Origin of the sequence: Salmonella sp. 2018103 (genome assembly GCF_026247685.1) — a bacterium.
GTDB lineage: Bacteria > Pseudomonadota > Gammaproteobacteria > Enterobacterales > Enterobacteriaceae > Salmonella > Salmonella enterica.
On sequence record NZ_CP111029.1, the window covers coordinates 2,532,173 to 2,559,023 of the forward strand.

27 protein-coding genes and 2 pseudogenes are annotated in these 26,851 nt (G+C 53.0%); 13 read left to right on the plus strand and 16 right to left on the minus strand.

Going from position 1 to position 26,851, the window contains the following annotated elements; translation table 11 throughout:
* Position 1: 1 nt before the first annotated feature.
* Positions 2-613, minus strand: coding sequence for a membrane-bound lytic murein transglycosylase EmtA (emtA, locus tag OLG56_RS12300; RefSeq protein ID WP_000776974.1), 612 nt, complete (start codon positions 611-613; stop codon positions 2-4).
* 170 nt (positions 614-783) lie between these two features.
* Between emtA and ldcA the strand changes: the two genes are divergently transcribed.
* Both ldcA and OLG56_RS12310 read left to right on the plus strand, forming a co-directional pair.
* Complete coding sequence (gene ldcA, locus OLG56_RS12305; RefSeq protein ID WP_000051616.1) at positions 784-1,698, plus strand: muramoyltetrapeptide carboxypeptidase; 915 nt, start codon at positions 784-786, stop codon at positions 1,696-1,698.
* Positions 1,699-1,794: 96 nt separating this feature from the next.
* A pseudogene (locus OLG56_RS12310) lies at positions 1,795-3,462 on the plus strand (potassium/proton antiporter); the annotation flags it as partial.
* A gap of 3 nt (positions 3,463-3,465) precedes the next feature.
* Here the strand turns inward: OLG56_RS12310 and OLG56_RS22335 are convergent.
* The 3 genes and pseudogenes from OLG56_RS22335 to OLG56_RS12320 form a co-directional block, all read right to left on the minus strand.
* Positions 3,466-3,585, minus strand: a pseudogene (locus OLG56_RS22335) (hypothetical protein); the annotation flags it as partial.
* A 4-nt stretch (positions 3,586-3,589) separates the two neighbouring features.
* The gene (dadX, locus tag OLG56_RS12315) at positions 3,590-4,660 is read right to left on the minus strand and encodes a catabolic alanine racemase DadX (RefSeq protein WP_000197903.1); all 1,071 of its coding nucleotides are present in this window, start codon (positions 4,658-4,660) and stop codon (positions 3,590-3,592) included.
* Between the two features lie 13 nt (positions 4,661-4,673).
* On the minus strand, positions 4,674-5,972 hold the full coding sequence (locus OLG56_RS12320) for a D-amino acid dehydrogenase (protein ID WP_001266935.1): 1,299 nt from the start codon (positions 5,970-5,972) through the stop codon (positions 4,674-4,676).
* Positions 5,973-6,294: 322 nt separating this feature from the next.
* On the opposite strand from OLG56_RS12320, the gene OLG56_RS12325 reads away from it, so the two are divergent.
* Positions 6,295-7,827 carry a SpoVR family protein gene (locus OLG56_RS12325; protein ID WP_000190831.1) on the plus strand — a complete coding sequence of 511 codons (1,533 nt, stop codon included), beginning with the start codon at positions 6,295-6,297 and terminating at the stop codon, positions 7,825-7,827.
* A gap of 46 nt (positions 7,828-7,873) precedes the next feature.
* Here the strand turns inward: OLG56_RS12325 and fadR are convergent, their stop codons facing one another.
* Positions 7,874-8,593, minus strand: coding sequence for a fatty acid metabolism transcriptional regulator FadR (gene fadR / locus OLG56_RS12330; protein ID WP_000234826.1), 720 nt, complete (start codon positions 8,591-8,593; stop codon positions 7,874-7,876).
* 219 nt (positions 8,594-8,812) lie between these two features.
* Between fadR and nhaB the strand changes: the two genes are divergently transcribed.
* The 3 genes from nhaB to OLG56_RS12345 all read left to right on the plus strand — a co-directional run bounded on the left by nhaB (position 8,813) and on the right by OLG56_RS12345 (position 11,480).
* Positions 8,813-10,357, plus strand: coding sequence for a Na(+)/H(+) antiporter NhaB (gene nhaB / locus OLG56_RS12335; protein WP_000406449.1), 1,545 nt, complete (start codon positions 8,813-8,815; stop codon positions 10,355-10,357).
* A 141-nt stretch (positions 10,358-10,498) separates the two neighbouring features.
* The gene (gene dsbB / locus OLG56_RS12340) at positions 10,499-11,029 is read left to right on the plus strand and encodes a disulfide bond formation protein DsbB (RefSeq protein WP_000943475.1); all 531 of its coding nucleotides are present in this window, start codon (positions 10,499-10,501) and stop codon (positions 11,027-11,029) included.
* 109 nt (positions 11,030-11,138) lie between these two features.
* Positions 11,139-11,480 (plus strand): TehB family protein, encoded by a 342-nt coding sequence (locus OLG56_RS12345; protein ID WP_000018967.1) that lies wholly within the window; start codon positions 11,139-11,141, stop codon positions 11,478-11,480.
* Positions 11,481-11,551: 71 nt separating this feature from the next.
* On the opposite strand, the gene OLG56_RS12350 is transcribed toward OLG56_RS12345, so the two are convergent.
* The 5 genes from OLG56_RS12350 to OLG56_RS12370 form a co-directional block, all read right to left on the minus strand.
* Complete coding sequence (locus OLG56_RS12350) at positions 11,552-11,725, minus strand: GnsA/GnsB family addiction module toxin (protein WP_001083582.1); 174 nt, start codon at positions 11,723-11,725, stop codon at positions 11,552-11,554.
* Positions 11,726-11,917: 192 nt separating this feature from the next.
* The gene (locus tag OLG56_RS12355) at positions 11,918-12,055 is read right to left on the minus strand and encodes a hypothetical protein (protein WP_001519337.1); all 138 of its coding nucleotides are present in this window, start codon (positions 12,053-12,055) and stop codon (positions 11,918-11,920) included.
* A gap of 351 nt (positions 12,056-12,406) precedes the next feature.
* Positions 12,407-12,853: a cysteine cluster protein YcgN gene (gene ycgN / locus OLG56_RS12360; RefSeq protein ID WP_001285703.1), complete on the minus strand. Its 447-nt coding sequence runs from the start codon at positions 12,851-12,853 to the stop codon at positions 12,407-12,409.
* A gap of 92 nt (positions 12,854-12,945) precedes the next feature.
* A complete protein-coding gene (locus OLG56_RS12365) occupies positions 12,946-13,605 on the minus strand; it encodes a fumarylacetoacetate hydrolase family protein (protein ID WP_001519895.1) in 660 nt (219 codons plus the stop codon).
* A gap of 49 nt (positions 13,606-13,654) precedes the next feature.
* Positions 13,655-13,948, minus strand: a complete 294-nt coding sequence (locus OLG56_RS12370) for a YcgL domain-containing protein (RefSeq protein ID WP_001537109.1) — start codon at positions 13,946-13,948, stop codon at positions 13,655-13,657.
* A gap of 125 nt (positions 13,949-14,073) precedes the next feature.
* On the opposite strand from OLG56_RS12370, the gene minC reads away from it, so the two are divergent.
* Genes minC through minE form a run of 3 tightly spaced genes read left to right on the plus strand, consistent with a single transcriptional unit; the run spans position 14,074 to position 15,887 of the window.
* Entirely contained in the window at positions 14,074-14,781 is a 708-nt protein-coding gene (gene minC / locus OLG56_RS12375; RefSeq protein ID WP_000072525.1) for a septum site-determining protein MinC, read from the plus strand.
* A gap of 23 nt (positions 14,782-14,804) precedes the next feature.
* Positions 14,805-15,617, plus strand: a complete 813-nt coding sequence (minD, locus tag OLG56_RS12380; protein WP_000101047.1) for a septum site-determining protein MinD — start codon at positions 14,805-14,807, stop codon at positions 15,615-15,617.
* A gap of 3 nt (positions 15,618-15,620) precedes the next feature.
* On the plus strand, positions 15,621-15,887 hold the full coding sequence (minE, locus tag OLG56_RS12385) for a cell division topological specificity factor MinE (protein WP_001185666.1): 267 nt from the start codon (positions 15,621-15,623) through the stop codon (positions 15,885-15,887).
* A gap of 121 nt (positions 15,888-16,008) precedes the next feature.
* Here the strand turns inward: minE and rnd are convergent, their stop codons facing one another.
* From rnd to yoaA, 5 genes are all read right to left on the minus strand, one after another.
* Positions 16,009-17,136, minus strand: a complete 1,128-nt coding sequence (rnd, locus tag OLG56_RS12390) for a ribonuclease D (protein ID WP_001109124.1) — start codon at positions 17,134-17,136, stop codon at positions 16,009-16,011.
* A 72-nt stretch (positions 17,137-17,208) separates the two neighbouring features.
* Complete coding sequence (gene fadD, locus OLG56_RS12395) at positions 17,209-18,894, minus strand: long-chain-fatty-acid--CoA ligase FadD (RefSeq protein WP_000758418.1); 1,686 nt, start codon at positions 18,892-18,894, stop codon at positions 17,209-17,211.
* Positions 18,895-19,098: 204 nt separating this feature from the next.
* Positions 19,099-19,680 carry a Slp family lipoprotein gene (locus tag OLG56_RS12400; RefSeq protein WP_000290594.1) on the minus strand — a complete coding sequence of 194 codons (582 nt, stop codon included), beginning with the start codon at positions 19,678-19,680 and terminating at the stop codon, positions 19,099-19,101.
* 71 nt (positions 19,681-19,751) lie between these two features.
* The gene (tsaB, locus tag OLG56_RS12405) at positions 19,752-20,447 is read right to left on the minus strand and encodes a tRNA (adenosine(37)-N6)-threonylcarbamoyltransferase complex dimerization subunit type 1 TsaB (protein ID WP_001221014.1); all 696 of its coding nucleotides are present in this window, start codon (positions 20,445-20,447) and stop codon (positions 19,752-19,754) included.
* Between the two features lie 57 nt (positions 20,448-20,504).
* A complete protein-coding gene (gene yoaA, locus OLG56_RS12410) occupies positions 20,505-22,415 on the minus strand; it encodes a DNA repair helicase YoaA (protein ID WP_031568261.1) in 1,911 nt (636 codons plus the stop codon).
* A gap of 131 nt (positions 22,416-22,546) precedes the next feature.
* Between yoaA and OLG56_RS12415 the strand changes: the two genes are divergently transcribed.
* Positions 22,547-22,891, plus strand: coding sequence for a RidA family protein (locus OLG56_RS12415; protein WP_000029550.1), 345 nt, complete (start codon positions 22,547-22,549; stop codon positions 22,889-22,891).
* Positions 22,892-22,896: 5 nt separating this feature from the next.
* On the opposite strand, the gene OLG56_RS12420 is transcribed toward OLG56_RS12415, so the two are convergent.
* Positions 22,897-23,076, minus strand: coding sequence for a YoaH family protein (locus tag OLG56_RS12420; protein ID WP_000457328.1), 180 nt, complete (start codon positions 23,074-23,076; stop codon positions 22,897-22,899).
* 80 nt (positions 23,077-23,156) lie between these two features.
* On the opposite strand from OLG56_RS12420, the gene pabB reads away from it, so the two are divergent.
* The 3 genes from pabB to sdaA all read left to right on the plus strand — a co-directional run bounded on the left by pabB (position 23,157) and on the right by sdaA (position 26,731).
* The gene (pabB, locus tag OLG56_RS12425) at positions 23,157-24,521 is read left to right on the plus strand and encodes an aminodeoxychorismate synthase component 1 (RefSeq protein ID WP_072275005.1); all 1,365 of its coding nucleotides are present in this window, start codon (positions 23,157-23,159) and stop codon (positions 24,519-24,521) included.
* Between the two features lie 3 nt (positions 24,522-24,524).
* A complete protein-coding gene (locus OLG56_RS12430; protein WP_000381543.1) occupies positions 24,525-25,103 on the plus strand; it encodes a CoA pyrophosphatase in 579 nt (192 codons plus the stop codon).
* A 263-nt stretch (positions 25,104-25,366) separates the two neighbouring features.
* Positions 25,367-26,731: an L-serine ammonia-lyase gene (gene sdaA, locus OLG56_RS12435; protein ID WP_000624273.1), complete on the plus strand. Its 1,365-nt coding sequence runs from the start codon at positions 25,367-25,369 to the stop codon at positions 26,729-26,731.
* Positions 26,732-26,851: the final 120 nt, after the last annotated feature.

The window sequence follows — 26,851 nt, forward strand, 5'->3', positions numbered from 1 at the left end:
ACTACATGGCGTCCAGCGCCTGCTGAAGCTTCCAGATATAGCGCGGCGCCTGCGGCGCGGGATGATTATCAACAACATGTTCAAAAAACTCGTCCGCATCCAGATCGTTAATTTTTTCTATCGCCTTCTTCCTGTCGGATGAAAAAGTACGCAATAACGCGCCTGCGCCGTTAGCATAAGAGACGACCAGCGCATATTGCATCACCTGCGGATCTTTGATGCCGGCCAGCGGCCCATTTTCCAGAATGCTCAGATACGCCGCGCCCATTGAGATGTTACGCTCAGGGTTTTTCAGCTCGCTGGTGGTCGGTTCGCCACGCCAGCCCATGCGACGGTAAACGTCGCGCCCGGAGGTCGACGCCTTTAACTGCATCAGGCCAATCGCATTGGACTTACTGACCGCGTTAGGGTTGCCGCCGGATTCAATGGCGATAATCGCGGTGATTAAATGCGGATCAACCCCCCATGCCGCCCCGGCTTTTTCACTGATGGGCATCCACTGCATCGCACGCTTTACAGGCACTTCGGCATTCCACGGCGGATTCCTGTAATCCTGTTTTGAGCTACAGCCAGCGAGTATTACTACCAAAAAAGCAAACCATCTTAATTTCACGTCATCTATCCTTATAGCCGTAACTTATCTGCCGAAGAGGTCATACCGCCCCGGCCAGGTACTTAGGTTGCCTCCCTGGTGCGCATCCAGAAACGTCGCACAACGAGGGACATCGCCTAATATATGCGGCATGATATACATTTGCATTCTATTGTCAGCAAGGAATTACCATGTCTCTGTTTCATTTAATCGCCCCCTCGGGCTACTGTATTAACCAACAGGCCGCGTTACGCGGCGTTCAGCGCCTGACTGACGCGGGCCATCAGGTGGAGAATGACGAGGTGATTCGTCGCCGCTATCAGCGTTTTGCCGGTACGGACGCGGAACGGCTGGCCGATGTTAATTCGCTGGCCTCGCTAACTTCGCCGGATACGATTGTCATGCCGGTTCGCGGCGGCTATGGCGCCAGCCGCTTGCTGGATCGTATCGACTGGCAGTCGCTCGCCTCCAGGCAACAGCGCAATCCCTTACTGATTTGCGGTCATAGCGATTTTACGGCGATTCAGGCTGGACTCCTGGCGCAGGCCAATGTCATCACCTTTAGCGGTCCTATGCTGGCGGCAAATTTTGGCGCCGAAACGCTGAATACGTTCACCGAGCAACATTTCTGGCTGGCGCTACGCAAGGCGCAATTTACCGTGGAGTGGCAAGGCGACGGCCCTCAGTGCGACGCACAGGGCACCTTATGGGGCGGAAATCTGGCGATGTTGATTTCCCTTATCGGTACGCCCTGGATGCCGACTATCGATAAAGGAATTTTAGTGCTGGAAGATGTCAATGAGCATCCTTTCCGGGTGGAGCGTATGCTTTTGCAACTGGAGTACGCCGGAATTCTAAACCGTCAGAGCGCCATCGTTCTCGGCAGCTTTAGCGGCGCGGCGCCCAACGAGTATGACGCCGGCTATTCTCTGGAGAGCGTCTACGCGTTTTTACGTTCCCGTCTGTCCGTTCCGCTGATTACCGGTCTCGACTTCGGGCATGAACAGCGTACGGTGACGCTCCCTATCGGGGCAAATGCGACGCTTAAAAATACGCGCCAGGGGACTCAACTCACTTTATCTGGTCATCCTACGCTGCAATTGTAAAAAAAGTCCCCGACAGGCTAAGTAAAACGCTGCCCTGGCCGTTATTATGTTAATGTTAAATAATACGAAGTCGTGTGAGTCAGGAGATATAAAACGTTGGATGCTGCAACAATTATTAGTCTATTTATTTTAGGTTCCATCCTTGTAACCAGCAGTATCCTGTTAAGTTCATTCTCATCGCGACTGGGCATCCCGATTCTGGTCATTTTCCTCGCCATTGGGATGTTAGCGGGTGTGGATGGCATTGGCGGTATTCCTTTCGATAATTATCCTTTCGCTTATATGGTCAGTAACCTGGCGCTGGCGATTATTTTACTCGATGGCGGCATGCGCACCCAGGCCAGCTCTTTCCGGGTAGCGCTGGGCCCCGCGCTGTCGCTGGCGACGCTCGGCGTACTGATCACGTCGGGTTTAACAGGTATGATGGCCGCCTGGCTGTTTCATCTGGATCTTATCGAAGGTCTGCTTATCGGCGCGATAGTCGGTTCCACTGACGCCGCGGCGGTCTTTTCTCTGCTTGGCGGCAAAGGGCTAAACGAACGTGTAGGCTCCACGCTGGAGATCGAATCGGGAAGTAACGACCCGATGGCCGTTTTTCTGACCATTACATTAATTGAGATGATCCAGAAACATGAAACCGGTCTGGACTGGATGTTTGCCGTCCATATTATCCAGCAGTTCGGTCTCGGTATTGTTTTTGGTCTCGGCGGCGGTTACCTGCTACAGCAGATGATCAACCGCATTTCTCTGCCCAGCGGCCTGTATCCGATGCTGGCGCTCAGCGGCGGTATTCTGATTTTTGCTTTGACGACCGCGCTTGAAGGCAGCGGTATTCTCGCGGTCTATCTGTGCGGATTCCTGTTAGGAAACCGCCCGATTCGCAACCGTTACGGCATCCTGCAAAACTTTGACGGACTGGCCTGGCTGGCGCAGATCGCGATGTTCCTGGTCCTGGGGCTGTTGGTGACGCCTTCCGATCTGTGGCCGATTGCCGTCCCTGCGCTCATTCTCTCTATCTGGATGATTTTCTTCGCCCGCCCACTGTCGGTGTTTACCGGCCTGCTGCCATTTCGCGGCTTTAATCTTCGGGAGCGCATTTTCATCAGTTGGGTCGGACTGCGCGGCGCGGTGCCGATTATTCTCGCCGTTTTCCCGATGATGGCCGGGCTTGAAAACGCTCGCCTGTTCTTTAATGTCGCTTTCTTTGTGGTACTGGTGTCACTGCTCCTGCAGGGAACATCGCTGTCATGGGCGGCGAAAAGAGCCAAAGTGGTCGTGCCTCCGGTTGGCTGGCCAGTATCGCGCGTGGGGCTTGACATCCATCCTGATAATCCGTGGGAGCAATTCATCTATCAGTTGAGCGCCGACAAATGGTGCGTCGGCGCGGCGTTGCGCGACCTGCATATGCCGAACGAAACCCGCATTGCCGCGCTATTTCGCAATAATGAACTGTTTCACCCCACGGGCAGTACTCGCCTGCAGGAAGGCGACGTACTCTGCGTGATTGGCCGGGAGCGCAATCTGCCAGCGCTGGGCAAATTGTTTAGCCAGTCGCCGCCGGTTTCGTTAGATCAGCGTTTCTTTGGCGATTTTATCCTCGAAGCGAATGCGAAATTCGCCGACGTGGCGCTTATCTACGGGCTGGAAGAAGGAACGGAATACCGGGATAAACAACAAACCCTCGGTGAAATCATACAGCAACTGCTGGGCGCTGCGCCGGTCGTCGGCGATCAGGTGGAGTTTGGCGGCATGATTTGGACGGTAGCTGAAAAAGAAGATAACGTGGTACGCAAGATTGGGGTACGCGTCGCCGAAGACGAAGCAGAATAAGGTCGCCTGGCAACGTCGACCCGCCCCCGGTGGACCGGTCGACGCCTTAGCCTGAATTAGGTTACGTTGTCACAAACGGCACGCGCGGCGCTACAGCGCACAGTAGCTCATAGCCCAGCGTGCCTGCCGCAGAGGCGACATCATCGACCTTAATTTCTTTGCCCCATAATTCAACCGGCGTGCCGATTCCCGCCTGCGGACACGGCGTCAAATCCACCGCCAGCATATCCATTGAAACGGTGCCTACTGTTCTGGTACGGATACCGTCCACCAGCACAGGCGTCCCGGTCGGCGCATGGCGTGGATAGCCATCAGCATAACCCGCCGCGACGATGCCAATGCGTTGTTCCTGAGTCACAGAATACCCTCCGCCATAGCCTACCCTTTCACCCGCGCTCAGCGTCTGCACGCCAATAATTTCGCTACTCAGCGTCATCACGGGTTTTAGTCCGGTATCGGCAATATCCCGCCACTGTCCTGACGGCGACGCGCCGTACAAAATAATGCCCGGCCTGACCCAGTCATAATGCGCCTGGGGATGCCACAGCGTCGCTGCCGAATTTGATAACGAGTATGCACACTGCAGGCCTTCTGTCGCCAGCGCAATACGTCTCATCGCCTCCCCGATACCTTCCGGATGATCGGCCTGAGCAAAATGTGACATCAGGGTCATTTCACCGACATTGCGCATTGCCCGCAATTGCTGCCAGACGGTCTGCGCCCGCTCAGGCTGAAAACCGAGTCGGTTCATGCCGCTGTTGACTTTGACATAGATATCCAGCGGCGCGTTAAGCCGCGCATTTTGCAGCGCTTTCAACTGCCAGTTACTGTGGATGCAGGTGGTCAGCCGATAAGTGTCATACGCCTCCAGGTCTTGCGCATGGAAAAACCCCTCCAGCATCAATATCGGCCCTTTCCACCCGCGCTCACGCAGGGTAATCGCCTCTTCAAGGTTGAGCATAGCGAAACCATCTGTGGCGCCCAGCGCGCTCCAGACGCGTTCAATACCGTGGCCGTAGGCGTTGGCTTTCACTACCGACCAGACGCGCGCCTCCGGGGCCGCCCGGCGCACAATAGCCAAATTTTGTTTCATTACCTGTAAATCAAGGCTGGCCTGTATAGGGCGGGTCATTTCACTTCCTTTATCAGTTATGCGCGCTATGCAAACGTTGCGGGCGGGTGGGCGTAAAATCGGAACGGTATCGCGCCACGCTCAGATCGTCGTAGGGTATCGCTGGCGTACGACCCGACAAGATATCGCTTAACAACTGGCCTGAACCGCAGGCCATCGTCCAGCCTAAGGTGCCGTGTCCAGTATTAAGCCACAGATTTTTATAACGGGTACGTCCGACTACCGGCGTGCCGTCCGGCGTCATGGGGCGCAGGCCGGTCCAGAATGTGGCCTGCTCAATATGACCGCCGCGCGGAAAGAGATCGCGCACAACCATCTCCAGCGTCTCGCGGCGCGGTTGCAGTAAGTCGGTATTAAAGCCCACGATTTCCGCCATTCCCCCCACGCGAATACGCTTATCAAAACGCGTAATAGCGATTTTGTAGGTTTCATCAAGAATCGTTGATACCGGCGCGCCGTCTGGCTCGACGATTGGGATGGTTAATGAATAGCCTTTCAGCGGATACACCGGGATATCAACAATGCCTTTAAGCATCGCCGTCGAATACGATCCAAACGCCATAACATACGCATCTGCTTTAATGATCTCATCGGCGCATTTCACGCCGTAAATCTGATCATTTTCGTACAGTAATTTTTCCACGGGAGTATTAAAGCGAAAGGTTACGCCCGCCTGCTCCGCCATGCGCGCCAGACGCTGGGTAAAGAGCTGACAGTCCCCGGTTTCATCATTCGGTAAGCGCAGTCCGCCGGTTAATTTATGCGCAACCTCAGCCAGAGCGGGTTCAACTTCCGCCAGTCGGCTGGCTTCCAGGAGCTGATACGGCACCCCGGCATCTTCCAGCACGGCGATATCACGGGTGGCGTTCTCATACTGTTGCGCGGTGCGAAAGAGTTGCAGCGTTCCCCCCTGGCGGCCTTCATATTCGATACCGGTCGCGGCGCGTAGCGTTTTCAGACAGTCGCGACTATATTCCGCCAGACGCACCATGCGGCCTTTATTTTCCATATAATGCCGGGTATCGCAGTTACGCAGCATTTGCCACATCCACTTCAGTTGAAACGGGGTGCCATCCAGACGCACCGCCAGCGGCGCATGGCGCTGGAACATCCATTTTATCGCCTTCAGCGGTACGCCAGGGGCCGCCCAGGGCGCCGCATATCCCGGTGAAATTTGTCCGGCATTCGCCGCGCTGGTTTCTTGCGCCGGGCCGGATTCGCGATCGATAACGGTGACATCATGCCCCGCCTGACTCAAATACCAGGCGCTGGTCACGCCAACTACGCCACTCCCCAGGATGACAACTCGCATAGCCACTCCGTTAATAGTAAAAGAACAATCTTCTGATTACATCTTGATAACCCAGATGAAAATATTATTCAACATATGACTTTTTTATGGTGACGTGCTTCACATATACCCTAAAGACAAGCGATCCCACTGGTTTGGGATCTCCTGCTACGCGGCATGGCTATACAGCATAAAATGATGCCAATACCCGTTTTTTTGCCGTTCAGAGTGGAGGAAATCGCAAAGAAAAGTTTTCACGATCAAGTCGTTTTTTAACATGGTGTTCTATGCTTGAAAGGAGGCGCTCCATACAGAGAGCGTCGCCAACAATGAGGGTGCGCGAATGGCAACGATTGATTCCATGAACAAGGACACCACACGTTTGAGCGATGGACCCGACTGGACATTTGATCTGCTGGATGTCTATCTGGCAGAGATAGACCGCGTGGCGAAACTCTACCAACTGGATACTTACCCGCACCAAATTGAAGTCATCACTTCCGAACAGATGATGGACGCCTACTCCAGCGTCGGGATGCCGATCAACTATCCGCACTGGTCGTTTGGCAAAAAGTTCATTGAGACGGAACGTCTGTATAAGCATGGTCAACAAGGACTGGCTTATGAAATTGTGATCAACTCTAATCCCTGCATTGCCTACCTGATGGAAGAAAATACCATCACCATGCAGGCGCTGGTCATGGCGCACGCCTGTTACGGACACAACTCCTTTTTTAAAAATAATTATCTCTTCCGGAGCTGGACGGATGCCAGTTCTATCGTCGATTATCTGATTTTCGCCCGAAATTACATTACCCGCTGTGAAGAACGCTACGGAGTGGATGAAGTAGAAAAACTGCTCGACTCCTGCCACGCGCTGATGAATTACGGCGTCGATCGCTATAAGCGCCCGCAGAAAATCTCGTTGCAGGAAGAGAAAGCGCGACAAAAAAGCCGGGAAGAGTATCTACAAAGCCAGGTGAATATGCTGTGGCGCACGCTGCCAAAACGCGAGGAAGAAAAAACGGTCGCCGAAGCACGCCGCTTTCCCGCTGAACCGCAGGAAAACCTGCTCTATTTTATGGAGAAAAACGCCCCGTTGCTCGAGCCGTGGCAGCGCGAAATTCTGCGCATCGTGCGTAAAGTCAGCCAGTATTTTTATCCGCAGAAACAGACGCAGGTCATGAACGAGGGCTGGGCGACCTTCTGGCACTACACCATCTTGAACCATCTCTATGATGAAGGCAAAGTGACGGAACGCTTTATGCTGGAGTTTTTACACAGCCATACCAATGTCGTATTCCAGCCGCCCTATAATAGCCCCTGGTATAGCGGAATTAACCCCTATGCGCTCGGCTTTGCCATGTTCCAGGATATCAAACGTATTTGTCAGTCGCCCACGGATGAAGATAAATACTGGTTTCCGGATATTGCCGGTTCCGACTGGCTGGAAACGCTGCACTTCGCCATGCGCGATTTTAAAGATGAAAGCTTTATCAGTCAGTTCCTGTCGCCAAAAGTGATGCGTGATTTCCGTTTCTTCACGGTACTTGATGATGACAGGCATAATTATCTGGAGATCTCCGCCATTCATAACGAAGAAGGTTATCGGGAGATTCGATCAAAACTGTCGTCACAGTATAACCTGAGCAACCTGGAGCCGAATATTCAGGTCTGGAATGTGGATTTACGTGGCGACAGATCGCTAACGTTGCGTTATATCCCGCATAACCGCGCGCCGCTGGATAAAGGCCGCAAAGAGGTGCTGAAACATGTGCATCGGTTATGGGGCTTTGATGTGATGCTGGAGCAACAAAATGAGGATGGCAGCGTAGAACTGCTGGAGCGTTGTCCGCCGCGCATGAACATGCTGTAATCGAGATGCTGCCCGGTAGTGTTTGCGCTTACCGGGCATCGCGGGATTATCGTCCCTGAATCGCTAAATCGCCGGGCAGATTTTTCTGCATCCGATGCCAAATCTCGCCGCTGTCATGCCCGTAACGCCGCACCGTTTCATACACCTGGTCGTGCGCGCCCTGCTCGCATAACGACGATAATTTATGATAGAAACCCAGTGCCAGACTGCGCGCTTCCGGATTGGCGAAATAGTGGCGACCAATGCGGGTGTATAACCCTTTCATGCCGTTCAGGATCAAGCCGTAAATAGGATTGCCGGAGGCGAATGCCAGACCACGAAAGATGTTATAGTCCAGATCGGCGAATGCATCGGCATGGTCGGCCACTTCGTGGGCTGTGGCCAGCACTTCCTGCGCCTTATCCGGGTGTTGACGCAACGCGGTACGAATAAAGATAGTAGAAATATTGGTACGCACCGACAACAAATTGTCGATCAGTTGCGGAACGCTTTCATGATCAAGGCGGGCCAGCGTTTCAAGGATATTCAGCCCTGACGTTTCCCAAAAATTATTAACCTTTGTCGGTTTGCCATGCTGAATGGTCAGCCAGCCATCTCGCGCCAACCGCTGTAACACCTCGCGTAATGTCGTGCGCGTCACGCCGATCAGTTCGGAGAGTTCTCGTTCTGCCGGTAAGATAGTGCCAGGAGGAAAGCGGTTATTCCAGATACTTTCAATAATATACTCTTCCGCGAAACCCGCCGGGCTCTGCGCCTTAATGACCATAGTGAGATTTCCATTACACAGCAAAACATAGTTGCACTCATCATACCAGACGGGCGTAACACCTGATAGCGGACGCAATGAAGAAAAAGGGGATCAAGGCACCATTTCTGATATCGCCTGCCAATATCGTTAAGGACTTGCTTGCATTCGTCGCGCTCGCTACTCTCTGTGTTTAAACATAAAAACGCTATTTCATTTTTCTAGGTAAGGAAAAATTTCATGGAGATCTCATGGGGTCGCGCCATGTGGCGCAGCTTTTTAGGCCAGTCGCCCGACTGGTACAAACTGGCACTACTTGTCTTTTTAATTATTAACCCATTCATTTTCTTAGCTAATCCCTTTATTGCCGGTTGGCTGCTGGTGGCAGAGTTTATCTTCACCCTGGCGATGGCGTTAAAGTGTTACCCCCTGCTGCCCGGCGGGTTACTGGCCATTGAAGCCGTCATCATCGGCATGACCAGCGCCGCCCATGTACGTGAAGAGGTTGCCGCCAACCTGGAAGTCTTGCTGCTGCTGATGTTTATGGTGGCAGGCATCTACTTTATGAAGCAGTTATTGCTGTTTATTTTTACCCGTCTGTTACTCAGTATTCACTCGAAGATGGTTCTGTCGCTGGCCTTTTGCGTCGCCGCCGCGTTCTTGTCGGCTTTCCTTGACGCGCTTACCGTCGTCGCGGTGGTGATCAGCGTCGCCGTCGGTTTTTACGGGATTTACCATCGTGTGGCCTCATCGCGCGGCGAAGAGAACGATATGCTGGACGACAGCCATATCGATCCGCATTACAAAACGGTGCTGGAGCAATTCCGCGGATTCTTGCGTAGCCTGATGATGCATGCGGGCGTGGGGACGGCGCTGGGCGGCGTCATGACCATGGTCGGGGAGCCGCAAAACCTGATCATCGCTAAAGCGGCTGGCTGGCATTTCGGCGACTTCTTTTTACGGATGTCGCCTGTCACCGTCCCGGTACTGATATGTGGACTGTTAACCTGTATGCTGGTCGAGAAAATGCGCTGGTTTGGCTATGGCGAAACGTTGCCCGAAAAAGTCCGCGACGTCTTACAGCAATTCGACGATCAAAGCCGTAAGAAGCGCACCCGCCAGGATAAAATTAAACTAATAGTCCAGGCAATTATTGGCGTCTGGCTGGTTACCGCCCTCGCCCTCCATCTCGCGGAGGTGGGGCTGATTGGTCTGTCGGTCATTATTCTGGCCACCGCGTTAACGGGTGTCACCGATGAACACGCCATCGGCAAAGCGTTTACCGAGTCGCTGCCGTTTACTGCGCTGTTAACCGTTTTCTTCTCCATTGTGGCGGTTATTATCGATCAACATCTTTTCGCGCCGATTATTCAGTTTGTCTTGCAAGCCTCTGAACACGCGCAGCTAACGCTGTTCTATCTCTTTAACGGCCTGTTGTCTTCCATTTCGGATAACGTCTTTGTCGGCACTATTTATATCAACGAAGCGAAGGCGGCAATGGAAAACGGCGCTATCAGCTTAAAACAGTTTGAGCTGTTAGCTGTGGCCATCAATACCGGTACTAACCTGCCATCGGTAGCGACACCAAATGGTCAGGCGGCATTCTTATTCCTGCTGACCTCCGCGCTGGCGCCGTTAATCCGTCTCTCCTATGGCCGTATGGTCTGGATGGCGTTACCGTACACTATCGTACTGACCCTGATAGGGCTACTGTGCGTCGAATTCACTCTTGCGCCGGTCACCGAATGGATGACTCAGGCAGGATGGTTAGCAACGCTTTCGTAACGTTTGGCCGGGCAATACACCGCCCGGCTCCGATTTTTGCCTGATAATTATCCAATTACACATTATTTCATTTCCCGCTAGTGGCGCACGAATTGAATTGGTTTACACTGCGGTCTCTACGCATGTTGCAGGGAAATTATTATGTTGCGATTTTTAAACCAGTGCTCACGGGGTCGGGGCGCATGGTTACTGATGGCGTTTACCGCCCTGGCGCTGGAAATGGTGGCGCTGTGGTTCCAGCACGTCATGTTACTTAAACCTTGCGTGCTATGTATTTACGAGCGTTGCGCCCTGTTTGGCGTGATGGGCGCGGGTCTGGTCGGCGCAATAGCGCCGAAAACGCCGCTGCGATACGTGGCAATGGTTATCTGGATTTACAGCGCCTGGCGGGGTCTACAACTGGCGTATGAACATACGATGATTCAGTTGCATCCCTCGCCGTTCATGACCTGTGACTTTATGGCGCGCTTTCCAGACTGGTTGCCGTTGGGTAAATGGCTGCCGCAGGTGTTTGTGGCATCCGGTGATTGCGCCGAACGCCAGTGGTCGTTTTTAACGCTGGAGATGCCACAATGGCTGTTGGGGATCTTTGCCGCTTACCTTGTGGTGGCGATAGCCGTCGTCATAGCCCAGGCATTTAAGCCTAAAAAACGCGACCTGTTCGGTCGTTGATACACACGCTCCTTCGGGAGCGTTTTTTTTTGCCCGAAGCGTTGTTTGCCAGCGATTAAAAGGTGTATATTAAATGCATCTTTTAATCACCACATCAGGGAGATGTCTTATGTCCCACTTACGCATCCCGGCAAACTGGAAAGTTAAACGCTCTACCCCCTTTTTCACCAAAGAAAATGTTCCGGCGGCACTGCTCTCTCATCACAACACAGCGGCAGGCGTTTTCGGACAACTCTGCGTGATGGAAGGCACCGTGACCTACTATGGCTTTGCGAATGAAACCGCGACAGAACCCGAAGTGAAAGTGGTGATTAATGCCGGGCAATTCGCCACCAGTCCGCCGCAATACTGGCATCGGGTAGAGCTGAGCGATGATGCGCGGTTCAACATTCATTTTTGGGTAGAGGAAGACCATCAGGGCGAGGAAATGTATCAACAGAAAAAAGCCTGACATCGGTAAACCAGTCACCACTGGGCGGCGTCCCGCCCAGTAGCCAGGTAATTGATGGCGCTAATTAAACGCTAGAGTAGTTTAATTTTAACGTGGTATCCCTCAAGCCCTTTCATCGTTTCTCGCGGCGCGAACTCTATTTCGGAAACCTCTTGCCCGGTTTTCTTCCGTAGTTCGGCGACCTTTTTGCTAATGAGTGCCGCGATTTCCTCTTCTGCTTTATGTGTCAACTCTTCGCTGTTCATTGATTTCCTCCTTTGAACTCGCAAACGGCTAAGCGCAAATAAGACAGTGTCGTCATGGACGCGCTACTATTTTAACGTACAAAAAATTATAGGCTATCTTTCTGAGGATTATCAGGATGTTTCGCTTTAGAAGATGCAAAAAACCGCCTGGCACAGACGGTGCATCAGGCGGTTGGTTAATAGCACAAGACGCTATCTACGAGGATCTTCAACCTCATTCTGGGTATCCGGGTCGAGAGGATCGTCTCCCTCTGGTGTATCCGGAATATTTTCACCAGGAAGCGGCTCATCCTCTGGTAATGGATCGACTAAATCAGGACGTTCAGACATAAAGCCTCCAACGAACCATAGTTATTAAAGATACCCTACAGCACTACTTTTGGTTTTTCTTTGGATTTTTTCCTTCGTCTTCGGGTGTCTTATCAGGCTTCCTGGGCTGATCCTTTGAAACGCGCAACGGTTGGTTATTCATGGGGTAACTCCTCAGGATAGGCAGCGATATACTGCTTTGAAAGTATAGAGTCGCCGCCATACGTGCGCGAGCGCAGCGACAAGGCGCGTCAGGGAAGAATAGAAGGCAGTGATAACGCCAGGTGACGGAATTTGCACGCAATTCCTGATTTCAGGGGCCGCCCGGCGTAAATTAAAGAATTGTAAACAATCAGCCGTTTTGCCGAAGACTTATTCTGCCCACGACGGTTTATTTAAAATATGATCCTGCCAGTCCCGTACTTCGGATTCTTTAACCGCGATATGACGGACAGAAATTCGCTCGCCATGCATAGCGGCTTTCGATCCAGTCAGCAGCGGATGCCACGTCGGCAAGGGCTTACCTTCCGCCAACAAACGGTAGGCGCAGGTCATCGGCAACCATTCAAAGTCTGGCAAGTTTTCGCGAGTGAGTTTGATACAGTCGGGTTCAAATTCAAAACGGCGTTCATAATGACGGCACTGGCACGTTTTGATATTTAATTGCCTGCACGCCACGTTGGTGAAGTAGATTTCATCTGTATCTTCATCCATCAGCTTATGCAGGCAGCATTGACCGCAGCCATCGCACAGCGACTCCCACTCGGCATCGGTCATTTCATCCAGGGTTTTACGTTGCCAGAAAGGTGTATCGCTCATTAAAGTATCCGCCATTGCACTAAAGCTGCACCTTATAACCAGTCTGGCCTGCAGATGCAAGTTTTACCGCCGCTGAAGGCGGCAAGCAGATTTTACAGAACGCGGGTAGACAACGTTTCGCCATTAAAACGAATGTCCAGCTCATCGCCGCTTAATAATGGCCCCACGCCTGCCGGCGTGCCGGTTAGCACCACGTCCCCGGCTTTGAGCGTAAAATAGCGGCTCATATAGGCGATAAGGGGCACAATAGGATGAATCATATCCGCGGTCGACCCTTGCTGGCGAACCTCGCCATTAACGTTAAGTCCGATAACCGTATTTTGCGGATCGCCGCAGAAGGCCGCGACAGGGATGAAGCCTGAAATCGGACATGCGTTATCAAAACCTTTGGCTTTTTCCCAGGGCTGTCCGGCCTTTTTCATTTTCCCTTGAATATCGCGCAGGGTTAAATCAAGCGCCACGCCATAACCAGCTATCGCTTTACGTACATGATCTTCGGTCGCCTGGCGGAGCGTTGCGCCAATCAGCACAGCAAGCTCAACTTCATGATGAACAGCGCCCATATCCGCCGGAATCGCCAGCGGCTGGCGAATATCACACAATGCGGTTTCCGGCTTGATAAAAAGCACGGGTTCTTCCGGCGTCGCGCTGCCCATCTCCTTGATGTGATTTGCGTAATTACTGCCCACGCAGACCACTTTACTTACCGGGTAATCAAGCAAGGCACCTTGCCAGTTACGATGTTGATACATATTTTCCCCTAAGATCATGATGGAATTCAGGCGCGGCGCCGAATACCGTTTAACGGTCAGCGTGCGACGTATTTTGTCCCACCGAAGAAAGATGTTGTTTCAGCAAATCTTCCGGCGGCGGCGGCAATTGTAAATAATAGCCCTGCTCGCTTAACGCCTGTTTTACTTTTTCGAGCTCGGCATTGACTAATTTTTTACGTCCATCAAGCGGCAGCATCATCGCTAACTGCGGCTGACCGAATCCTTTCATCAACGCTTCAGGCACCCGCGAAAAATCGTCTTTTTTTTCGACATACAAATAGGTTTGATCGCGCTTGCTACTTCTATAGATCACACAAAACATACTTTTACTCTGAATTAACGGGATGGTGACTTGCCTCAATATAATACTGACTATAACATGCCTTCTGGACTTCGGAATATCACTCCGTATCGGAGATGATAAATAGCAAATTGAGTAAGGCCAGGATGTCAAACACGCCAATCGAGCTTAAAGGCAGTAGCTTCACCTTATCAGTGGTTCATTTGCATGAAGCGGAACCAGAGGTTATTCGTCAGGCGTTAGAAGACAAAATAGCGCAGGCTCCTGCGTTTTTAAAACACGCCCCTGTCGTTATTAACGTTAGCGGTCTTGAAAGCCCGGTAAACTGGCCGGAACTGCATAAGATCGTGACCTCAACCGGCTTACGCATTATCGGCGTGAGCGGCTGTAAAGACGCCAGCCTGAAAGTAGAAATCGATCGGATGGGTCTTCCTTTACTGACTGAAGGTAAAGAGAAAGCGGTTCGGGCTGCGCCCGTTGAGCCGGCAACGCCCAGCGAACCGCCGCAAAACGCTAATCCCATCACAAAAACGCGATTAATTGATGTTCCGGTTCGTTCCGGTCAGCGCATTTATGCTCCACAATGTGATCTGATTGTTACAAGTCACGTCAGCGCTGGCGCAGAGCTTATCGCTGACGGCAATATCCATGTCTATGGCATGATGAGAGGTCGCGCGCTGGCAGGAGCGAGCGGCGATCGGGAAGCGCAAATTTTTTGTACCCATCTGACGGCAGAACTGGTCTCTATCGCAGGTGTTTACTGGCTGAGTGATAAAATCCCGGCAGAATTTTATGGCAAAGCGGCGCGCCTGCGTTTAGCAGACAACGCTTTGACAGTTCAACCGTTGAATTGATCCCTTTTTAACAAGGAATTTTTATGGCACGCATTATTGTTGTTACTTCGGGTAAAGGGGGCGTTGGCAAGACCACCTCCAGCGCGGCCATCGCTACAGGTTTGGCCCAGAAGGGAAAGAAAACTGTCGTCATTGATTTTGATATCGGACTGCGTAACCTCGATCTGATTATGGGGTGCGAACGTCGTGTCGTTTACGATTTTGTAAACGTCATTCAGGGCGATGCGACACTGAATCAGGCGCTGATCAAAGATAAGCGTACTGAAAATCTCTTCATTCTTCCGGCGTCGCAGACCCGGGATAAAGACGCGCTAACGCGCGAAGGCGTCGCTAAGGTACTGGATTCACTGAAAGCAATGGACTTTGAGTTCATTGTTTGCGACTCGCCGGCGGGTATCGAAACCGGGGCGCTGATGGCGCTCTATTTTGCCGATGAAGCGATCATCACGACCAACCCGGAAGTCTCTTCTGTCCGTGACTCGGACCGTATTCTGGGTATTCTGGCATCGAAATCTCGTCGCGCAGAAAATGGCGAAGAACCGATTAAAGAACATCTCCTGTTGACGCGCTACAATCCAGGCCGCGTCAATAAAGGCGACATGCTCAGCATGGAAGATGTACTGGAGATTCTGCGTATTAAACTCGTCGGTGTGATCCCGGAAGATCAATCCGTACTGCGCGCATCGAACCAGGGCGAACCGGTGATTCTTGACGCCACTGCGGATGCGGGTAAAGCCTATGCAGATACCGTAGATCGTCTGTTGGGAGAAGAACGTCCTTTCCGCTTCATTGAAGAAGAGAAGAAAGGTTTCCTCAAACGCCTGTTCGGAGGATAAATTATGGCATTACTGGATTTTTTTCTCTCGCGGAAAAAGAGTACCGCTAATATTGCAAAAGAGCGGTTGCAAATCATTGTCGCGGAACGTCGCCGTAGCGATGCCGAACCGCATTATTTACCGCAGTTACGTAAAGATATTCTTGAGGTCATTTGTAAATACGTACAAATCGATCCGGAAATGGTTACCGTCCAGCTTGAGCAAAAAGATGGTGATATCTCCATCCTTGAACTTAACGTAACGCTGCCGGAAGCCGAAGAGTCAAAATAAGCTCTTTTATGGGAAAATTCCTGGATTAAAAAAGGCAGAAGAATCTGCCTTTTTTATTTTTTTACATTATTCCGAATACGGACATTTATTTCACTGGCCGTTTTCCCGGCAATTACCGTCGTTAACGCGGATACTCCTGCAACAGAAGAGTTAACTTCTCCGCCATCAGTTCGGCGCGCCAGCCGGAAATCAATTCCGGTTGCCCATTTTGCGGTTTTAATTTCCAGTGCCAGTTAAGTAACTGATTAATCTGCCGACGCGATGCCAGTAGCTCGCCGCTGACGTGATGCGACGCGCTCACCTCCGCCACCAGCGCTTTGATGGCCTTAAACGCTTTGCGATAGCCCGGCATGTCCATCAGATTCAACAGGGGCTCCGGCAATGCCTCTTCCGGTAACGCCTGTGCTTTCGCCACCAGCGATATCAACGTCTTGCCGTGAAAACGAATCTCGCTGCCGGAAAGCCCCAGGCTATCCAGCTCACCGAGACTGCCCGGCATATAACGCGCGACCGCCCACAGGTTTTCTTCACGCACAACAAAGTTCACCGCCATATCGCGCTCACGCGCCTTACGTAGCCGCCAGTCAGCTAAAAGTTGCAGACAGGCTAACTGGCGGGTACGCAGTTGCCAGGCATTAGTGATATCCCGCCATGCTTCTTCCGGCGCCTGAATCTCCTGACGACGCTGCTGCATCAATCGGCATTCATCAAGCGCGGCAGGCAGCCATCCTGCGGCTTCAGTTTCAATCATCAGCTTTTTGGCGATCGGTAACAGATACCAGACATCCGCCGCCGCGTATTCACACTGACGTTCGCTTAAAGGCCGGGCTAGCCAGTCGGTACGAGACTCGCTTTTATCCAGCGCCACGCCCGTATACTCTTCTACCATCGCCGCAAAACCCCACGACAGCGGACGCCCGCAAAACGCCGCCAGAATTTGCGTATCAATCAGGGGTTCCGGCAGTTCACCAAACGCATTCAGAAATACTTCCAGATCTTCGCTACCCGCGTGCAGAAATTTGGTGATTCCCGTATCGCGCAGCACCGCTTTTAACGGCGACCAGTCGCTGATGCCGAGCGGATCGATCAGGGCGACATTTGCCCCGTCAAATAACTGGATTAATCCTAACTGCGGGTAATAGGTGCGGGTACGGACAAATTCCGTATCTAAAGCAATAGCCGGACATGCGCGGACAGCTTCACACAGGCTCGCCAGCGCATCGTCCGTTTCAATCATTTGGTAATTCAAATCGTGTTCTCTTTGGTTCGCGCCAAAAAAAACGCCGGCTTAACCGGCGTCTCTCGTTAGCTGACTTAACGCTCAGGCTTTATTGTCTACTTTGCCACGGGCTTCGTCACGCAGTTCTCGTCGTAAAATTTTCCCAACGTTAGATTTTGGTAATTCCTCGCGAAACTCGACCTGTTTGGGCACCTTATATCCGGTCAGATGGCGACGGCAGAAGGTGATCAACGCATCGTCAGTCAATGCCGGATCTTTCTTAACCACAAAAAGCTTCACCGCTTCGCCGCTACTACCGGAAGGCACGCCAACCGCCGCGACTTCCTGCACGCCAGAATGCTGCATCACCACATCTTCAATTTCGTTTGGATAAACGTTAAAACCAGAAACCAGAATCATATCTTTCTTACGATCGACAATCCGCAGAAAGCCGTCTTCATCCATAACCGCAATATCGCCCGTATGCAGCCAGCCATCTTTAATGATTTCATCCGTCGCGTCAGGACGCTGCCAGTATCCCAGCATAACCTGCGGGCCTTTCACGCAAAGCTCTCCGGCCTCACCCGGCGCGACTTCGTTGTCATCGTCATCCACCAGTTTGGCTTCTGTTGACGGTACTGGCAGGCCGATACTGCCGCTGTGATAATCAATATCATGCGGGTTGACGCTCACCAGCGGGGCGCACTCGGTCAGCCCGTAGCCTTCCAGCAGGTATTGCCCGGTCAGCTTTACCCAACGTTCCGCAACGACATTTTGCACCGGCATCCCGCCGCCGGCTGACAGATGCAGCGAAGAAAAATCCAGCTGTTGAAACTCTTTATTATTGAGCAGAGCGTTGAATAGCGTATTAACGCCAGTCATCGCCGTAAATGGATATTTCGCCAGCTCCTTGACCAGGCCGGGGATATCACGCGGATTGGTAATCAGCAGGTTTTGCCCACCCAACTCGATAAAAAGCAGACAGTTCATGGTTAAGGCAAAAATGTGATACAGCGGCAGCGCGGTCACTACCAGCTCTTTCCCCGGGTGCAGCAGCGGCCCATAGGTCGCTTTCACCTGCTCCAGATTCGCCAGCATATTGCGGTGGGTCAACATCGCGCCTTTCGCTACGCCCGTCGTACCGCCGGTATATTGCAGGAAAGCCAGATCTTCAGCGACAACCTCGGGTTTGACATACTGCATACGGTAGCCATGCTGTAGCGCGCTGCGAAACGAGATCGCATCTGGCAAGTGGTATTTTGGCACCAGACGCTTGATGTATTTCACGACAAAGTTAACAACCGTACCTTTGGCGGTAGAAAGCTGGTCGCCCATCCGCGTCAGAATAACGTGCTGTACCGACGTTTTCTCGACCACTTTTTCCAGCGTATGGGCAAAGTTAGAAACAATAATGATTGCCGCCGCGCCGCTATCGTTAAGCTGATGCTCAAGTTCGCGCGGCGTGTAAAGCGGGTTAACGTTCACCACAATCATGCCGGCGCGTAAAATACCAAATAGCGCGACGGGATACTGCAACAGGTTTGGCATCATCAGCGCCACACGGTCGCCTTTTTTGAGTCCCAGCCCTTGTTGTAAATAAGCCGCAAATGCCCGACTACGTTCTTCTAATTTACGGAAGGTCATTACCTCCCCCATATTGACGAACGCAGGCTGATCGGCATAGCGCGTCGCCGCATGTTCAAACAGTTCAACCAGGGATTGATAACGGTCAGGGTTGATCTCCGCCGGAACATCAGCAGGATAACGGTTAAGCCAAACCTTCTTCAATGCATCACCTCTAAAATGAGTGTTCGTCGTCATCACAACCCCAGTTAATAAACAAGTCGTTAACATTATATTAACTCAGCGTACCAGTTTATTAATTACGCAACTGAAAGGTTGCGAAGCGCGTCACTATTTATTTTTATTATGTCTCTATGAATGCAGAAACAGCGGACCAGCCGCTGTTTCTTTTATTGATAAAACAAAGAGTTACTCTGTTACTATCGTCTGAACCTCTGCGGGTCCAGGGTTATACCATCCCCAACCGCCATAGCCATAAGGCCAGGCGCGTCCGCCGTAAAACCACGGATCGATCGGCTGTGGAGGCATGACAACCTGCTGAACAAGATGCCAGCGTTTATAGCCGGTAGCCTGCATCAGCATAAATTTATACGGCGTATTGCCGATTTTACCGTCAACCGTGCCAGTTATCGGGCCGACAACGGTAACTAACTGGCCACGGAAGTCCACCGGGTCCAGAAAACCGTTCACATCGGCAAAAATTCTGCCGCGCGAGGCTTCGCCCAGAACAGGACGCGCGCCGCTGTCGAGCGGTACGGTCGCGATTTCAAGCCGGGTTTTTCCCTGCTGATTTTGTACCGCCACAACTTTACCGCCGAAACGCGCCTCTTGCCCGATATAGAGCTGTGGCGCATTCATCACCCGCACCAAATCCTGCTGCGGCGTCGGACTCGAACCTTTAATGGCATCCGGGATAGTCACGCAACCACTCAGCATAAGCGCAAAAGCGCACGCCAGCGCCCCTTTTATTAACCTTTTTTGAACCGCCATGATGCGACTCCTTTTTCTCGACCTCTATTCCACCCCACAGCATAAAGTATGGGGGGTAATAGTAGTGAGAGTCATTCTTTGCCGGGAAGTTTCTTCCACGCCACTTCGTTACGCAAATAAACCGGCTCGGCATGTTCCACGGCAACGGTCTCTCCTGCCGCCAGCTTTTGACTGGCGATGGGCAACATATCTTCCGCTGCCGGGAGCGACACCTCCCCATCATGAAGCGTCAGGCCGCACTCCTTCGCCAGATCGGGCCACGCGGACCAACCCGTTCCTACGGTCGCCCACTCGCCGGAAAGCTGTTTCAACCGCTCGCCGACCCGTTCCGGTTTCAGCACCGCTTCCGTCTCTTCGCCCTGCCAGACGCCCTGCGCATCACGCTGGTATTCCGCCCAGTACACTTCGCCCATCCGCGCGTCAATCGCGGCGAGTACGCGGGTCGCGCCGGTTTTACGCCACGCGCCCTGCGCCATCGTGGCAAGCGTCGAAACACCGATCATCGGCAGATTTGCCCCTAACGCCAGCCCTTGCGCAATGCCAATGCCGATACGCACGCCGGTAAAGCTGCCCGGACCGCGCCCAAACGCCAGCGCATCTATCTCATTGAGCGAGGCGCCGCTGGCGGCCAGAATCTCCTGCACCATGGGCAGGATACGTTGAGTGTGTTCTCGTGGACAAAGCTCAAAGTGAGCATTGATAGTACCGTTGTTCCACAGGGCGACAGAACAGGCCTCTGTGGCGGTATCGATAGCCAGAATTCGCATGAGGTTTCGTGCTTAGATCAATAAAATAGCGCGCATCTTACCATACTCCGTAACAAATTACTCGGCGGATGGAATCGCAAGAAAGCGAACGGCACGGGCGATATCACGCGTGCGCGGCGCAGGAGGCAGGCTGGCGAGAAACGTGGCGCCATAGGGCCGCATCACCAGCCGGTTATCACAAATCACTAACACCCCGCGATCGTCCGCATCGCGAATCAGCCGCCCCACCCCCTGCTTCAGCGTAATCACCGCGTCGGGCAGTTGAACCTCATCAAACGGATCGCCGCCGCGCAAACGACAGTCTTCCATTCGCGCTTTTAACAGCGGGTCGTCCGGGGAGGTAAACGGCAATTTGTCGATAATCACCAACGATAACGTATCGCCGCGCACGTCCACCCCTTCCCAGAAGCTGCTGGTGGCGACGAGCAGCGCGTTGCCGGCGCTAACAAATTGCTGTAACAGTTGGCCTTTACTGGTTTCCCCTTGCAACAATACCGGCAGCGTCATGGTGGCGCGAAACTGCTCCGCCAGCTCGCGCATCATGGCGTGTGAGGTGCACAGCATAAAACATCGCCCGTTATTGGCTTCGATAATCGGCCTGAGCATAGCCGCCAACTGTCGCGCCGCGCCGGGCTGGTTGGTTTGCGGTAGGTTACGCGGTACGCAGAGTAACGCCTGGCGCGTATAGTCGAATGGGCTGGGCAGCAGCATGGATTCTGCCTGTTCAATTCCCAGACGGGCGGTAAAGTGGTGAAGATCATCATTTACCGATAACGTGGCCGAGGTAAAAATCCAGCTACCGGGCTTCTGTTCCATCACCTCTTTGAATTTGTCCGCCACGGTGAGCGGCGTCAGCGCCAGGGTGAAATGGCGCGAGGTGCACTCATACCAGTAGCTGTATCCCGGCTGATTGATCTCTTTTAAGCGTTTCAGCCGTGAGCGGTATAGCGTGGCGCGTTCAAAAGCCGCATCCAGCAGCGCCGAACGGCCCAGCGACAGCTTCGCCACGTCGTAACAAAGCTCCAGCGTATCATCCAGCAGTAAAAATGCCCGTTGGATACGTGGGTCGGCTAACAGTTCACGCAAATTTCCCCGGTAGCCGGGCTCCCCCAGTTGCAGACGAAAATCCTGGGCGCTCTGGGCAAGGCGATCGGCGCATTTTTGCAACTGTTGAGTGTCTTTCAGTTCCGTCCGGTAGGCGATGGTGATGTCTTTTGCTAAATCCAGCAACTGACGGCTGGAGAGCGATTGTCCGAAATACTGGCTGGCGATGTCAGGCAGTTGGTGGGCTTCATCGAAGATCATTACTTCAGCCTGAGGGATAAGTTCGCCAAACCCGCTCTCTTTAACCACCATATCCGCAAGAAAAAGGTGGTGGTTTACAATCACCACATCCGCGTCCATCGCCTTTTTACGCGCTTTCACCACAAAGCACTCTTTATAGAGCGGGCAATCGCTGCCAAGGCAGTTGTCGTTGGTACTGGTGACCAGTGGCCAGGCCTGGGAATCTTCCGCCACGCTGACGCAGGTGCTGATATCGCCATCCCGCGTCTGATTTGACCAGGAGCGCAGCAATATCACGTCGCTTAACGTTTGTACCGGTAAATCGCCGCCCGCCAGCGCTTGTTGTTCCAGCCGCTCCAGGCAGAGGTAGTTTGAACGTCCTTTCAACAGGGCCGTCTTACCGGTAAACGCCAACGCTTTTGCTACCGTCGGCAGATCGCGGCTGTAGAGTTGATCCTGCAACGCTTTCGACCCGGTCGAAATAATAACTTTTTTCCCGGCGCGCAACGCCGGAGCGAGGTAAGCATAGGTCTTCCCGGTTCCGGTGCCGGCTTCAACAACCAGAGGCTGCGCATTTTCAATCGCTTGTGTTACGGCAACCGCCATTTGTCGCTGTGGTTCGCGCGGTTTAAAACCGGTTATCGCTTTGGCCAGTTGGCCATCTGCTGCAAAATCGTCCGTCACACTGCCCCCTGTTAATTTGCACAGGGGATTATGTCAGGGTAGAAAGGCTTACGCCAGTTACAGAGGTGACGGCGGCGCCACATTGTGGCAGTCTTGAGCCATTCAAATGGAAAGCAAATGAGGAATAAGTGATGTCTATCGTGCGTATTGATGCCGAAGATCGTTGGTCAGACGTGGTGATCTACAATAATACGCTGTGGTATACCGGCGTGCCGGAAAACCTGGACGCCGATGCTTTTGAGCAAACGGCGAATACTCTGGCGCAAATTGATGCGGTGCTGGAAAAACAGGGCTCCAGTAAGTCACGTATTCTGGATGCCACTATTTTCCTGAGCGATAAAGCGGATTTTGCCGCCATGAATAAGGCGTGGGATGCGTGGGTCGTCGCAGGCCATGCGCCGGTACGCTGTACCGTACAGGCCGGGTTGATGAACCCGAAATATAAAGTTGAGATTAAGATTGTCGCGGCGGTATAAGCCGGTTATTCGTCTTCATCCTCAAAACGCGCCACTATCCGTTCGCCGGTATGGTTGGCGCGAAGTTCGCCCGCCACCTGGGCAATCGCTTCTCCGCTGCTCATACCTTGCGACATCAATTCCTGGATACGTTCTACGGCTTTTTGCTGTTGTTCATGACTGAGTGAAGGTAAACCTGCAAACATGATTAACTCCTGCTAAATTGTTAGCGCTAATTATTTCACGCTACCCGGCGGTAAGCCAGTAGTGTTGTAACGAGTCAGGAATGATGAAGACGTTATCTCCCACTGTTATCACCTTACCCTGGCGTCCGGACGCCGCTGAACACTATTTTGCGCCCGTAAACCATTTGCCCTGGGCGATGCTGCTGCATTCAGGTGATGCTATTCATCCCTATAACCGCTTTGATATTCTGGTCGCCGATCCTGTCACCACACTGACCACGCGCGCCCAGGAAACCACGGTATGTACTGCGCGCACGACTACCGTCACTCTCGACGATCCGTTACACGTTTTGCAGACTCAACTGGAGGCGCTGCCTTTTCATCCTCAGCCTGACCCTGACTTACCCTTTCAGGGCGGCGCGCTGGGTCTGTTTGGTTATGATTTAGGGCGGCGTTTCGAAATTCTGCCCGATACTGCCGCGCGCGATATCGCTTTACCCGATATGGCGATTGGCCTTTACGACTGGGCGCTGATTGTCGATCACCATAAACAGGTAGTGTCGCTGATAAGCTATCACGATGCAGACGCCCGATATCGCTGGCTCACCGGCCAGCGCGCGCCGACCCGAACGCCCTTCAAGCTTACCTCGGCCTGGCAATCCAATATGACGCGTTGCGAGTATGGCGAAAAGTTTCGTCAGGTGCAGGCCTGGCTGCACAGCGGGGACTGCTATCAGGTCAATCTTTCCCAGCGTTTTCAGGCGAGCTACGAGGGTGATGAGTGGCAGGCTTTCGAACACCTTAACCGCGCCAATCGCGCCCCGTTCAGCGCCTTTCTTCGTTTACATGACGGCGCCATATTGAGCCTTTCTCCCGAGCGTTTTATCCAACTGGAGAATGGTCATATTCAGACGCGCCCGATCAAAGGTACGCTCCCACGGCTTAACGATCCGCAGGCGGATCGTCAGCAAGCGCAGAAACTGGCAAACTCAATGAAAGATCGCGCTGAAAATTTGATGATCGTCGATTTGATGCGTAACGACATTGGCCGGGTCGCCGTGCCGGGTTCGGTGAAAGTGCCGGAACTGTTCGTCGTCGAACCATTTCCTGCCGTTCACCATCTGGTTAGCACCATTACCGCCCGTTTACCGGACTCGCTTCATGCCACCGACCTGCTGCGCGCGGCTTTCCCCGGCGGCTCCATTACCGGCGCGCCTAAAGTGCGGGCGATGGAAATTATCGACGAACTGGAGCCGCAGCGACGCAACGCCTGGTGCGGTAGCATCGGTTATCTGAGTTTCTGCGGCAAGATGGATACCAGTATTACTATCCGCACCGTCACGGCAACGCAGGGCCAACTCTATTGCTCTGCCGGCGGCGGTATCGTGGCCGATAGCAAGGAAGAAGCGGAATATCAGGAAACTTTTGATAAAGTTAATCGTATCCTGCACCCACTGGAGAACTAATACGTGGATACCAGCCGTCTGACGCTCGATCATTTCTTATCGCGCTTTCAGCTTTTGCGCCCGCAGATGACTCATGAAACGTTAAATCAACGTCAGGCCGCCGTACTGATCCCTGTGGTTCGCCGCCCCCAGCCGGGGCTGCTGTTGACCCAGCGGGCTATTCATTTGCGCAAACACGCCGGACAGGTCGCCTTTCCCGGCGGGGCCGTGGACAGTACCGATGCTTCGCTTATCGCCGCAGCGCTTCGCGAAGCGCAGGAGGAAGTCGCCATCCCGCCGCAAGCCGTGGAAGTGATTGGCGTTTTACCGCCGGTAGACAGCGTGACCGGTTTTCAGGTCACCCCGGTGGTCGGCATTATTCCGCCAAACCTCCCCTGGCGCGCCAGTGAAGACGAAGTGTCTGCGGTGTTTGAAATGCCGCTGGCGCAAGCGTTGCAACTGGGTCGATATCATCCGCTTGATATTTACCGTCGCGGCAATTCGCACCGCGTATGGCTCTCCTGGTATGAGCATTATTTCGTCTGGGGCATGACCGCAAACATTCTTCGTGAGCTGGCGCTGCAAATCGGCGTAAAGCCCTGACTGTACACAACGCCATTCACGTTGCCTCAAGGCGGTAACAATCGCCTCCCCCAAAGAGGCAGCCTGAAGGGCAACGTGTATATACTTAACTTTACGCGCGCAAGACACGACTTGAGATTACTGTCGCAATATTAGTAAAAACGCGGTTATTCATTAGTTTAATTCATGTGAATAGTTAAGCTGATGCCAGCGTTCCCTCTTACACTATGCGCAGTTATAACATCGTAACCGGAAGCCCCGGTTGCCCTGTCAGGAGTATTATCGTGATTAGCCTATTCGACATGTTTAAGGTAGGGATTGGTCCCTCCTCTTCCCACACTGTTGGCCCGATGAAGGCCGGTAAACAGTTCGTCGATGACCTGGTCGAAAAAGGATTACTGGATAACGTTACCCGCGTCGCTGTCGATGTCTACGGCTCGCTGTCGCTGACGGGGAAAGGTCACCATACCGATATCGCCATTATTATGGGTCTGGCGGGTAATGAACCCGCTACCGTGGATATTGATAGTATCCCCGGTTTTATTCGCGACGTCGAAACGCGCGAGCGTCTGTTACTGGCCCAGGGACGTCACGAAGTCGACTTCCCGAAAGATGACGGAATGCGTTTTCACAACGGCAATTTGCCGCTGCATGAAAACGGGATGCAGATCCACGCCTGGCATGACGACACGGTCATTTATAGCAAGACGTACTATTCCATCGGCGGCGGCTTTATCGTTGATGAAGCGCATTTCGGCCAGGAAGCGACGAATGAGGTTACTGTACCTTATCCGTTTAAATCGGCGAAAGAAATGCTGGAGTATTGCAACAGCACCGGCCTTTCACTCTCCGGCATGGTGATGCAAAACGAACTGGCGCTGCATAGCAAGAAAGAGATTGAAGAGTATTTCGGTCACGTCTGGCAGACCATGCAGGCCTGTATTGATCGTGGTATGAATACCGAAGGCGTGCTGCCGGGGCCGCTGCGCGTACCGCGTCGCGCCTCTGCGCTGCGTCGTATGCTGGTTTCCAGCGATAAGCTTTCCAACGATCCGATGAACGTCATTGACTGGGTGAACATGTTTGCTCTGGCGGTGAACGAAGAGAACGCCGCAGGCGGCCGCGTCGTGACGGCGCCAACCAACGGCGCGTGCGGTATCGTTCCTGCGGTACTGGCTTACTACGACCATTTTATTGAGTCTGTCAGCCCGGATATTTACACCCGCTACTTCCTGGCGGCAGGTGCTATTGGCGCGCTGTATAAGATGAACGCGTCTATTTCCGGCGCGGAAGTCGGCTGTCAGGGCGAAGTCGGGGTCGCCTGTTCGATGGCGGCGGCAGGCCTTGCTGAACTGTTGGGCGCCAGCCCGGAACAGGTTTGCGTTGCCGCTGAAATCGGCATGGAGCATAACCTGGGGCTGACCTGCGACCCGGTTGCCGGTCAGGTGCAGGTGCCGTGTATCGAGCGTAACGCCATTGCTTCGGTTAAAGCGATTAACGCTGCGCGTATGGCCATGCGTCGAACCAGCGCGCCGCGCGTCTCGTTGGATAAAGTCATCGAAACGATGTACGAGACCGGAAAAGACATGAACGCCAAATACCGTGAAACGTCGCGCGGCGGGCTGGCTATTAAAGTCCAGTGTGATTAAACGCCGTTTCCCCTCCCTTCGCCCATCTGCTACGGATGGGCGAAATTTTTATCTCTTCCTCGTCGACTCCACGTTTCCCCACTACACTTGCTGTGTCGCGGTTGGCTTTTGTCGCCAACG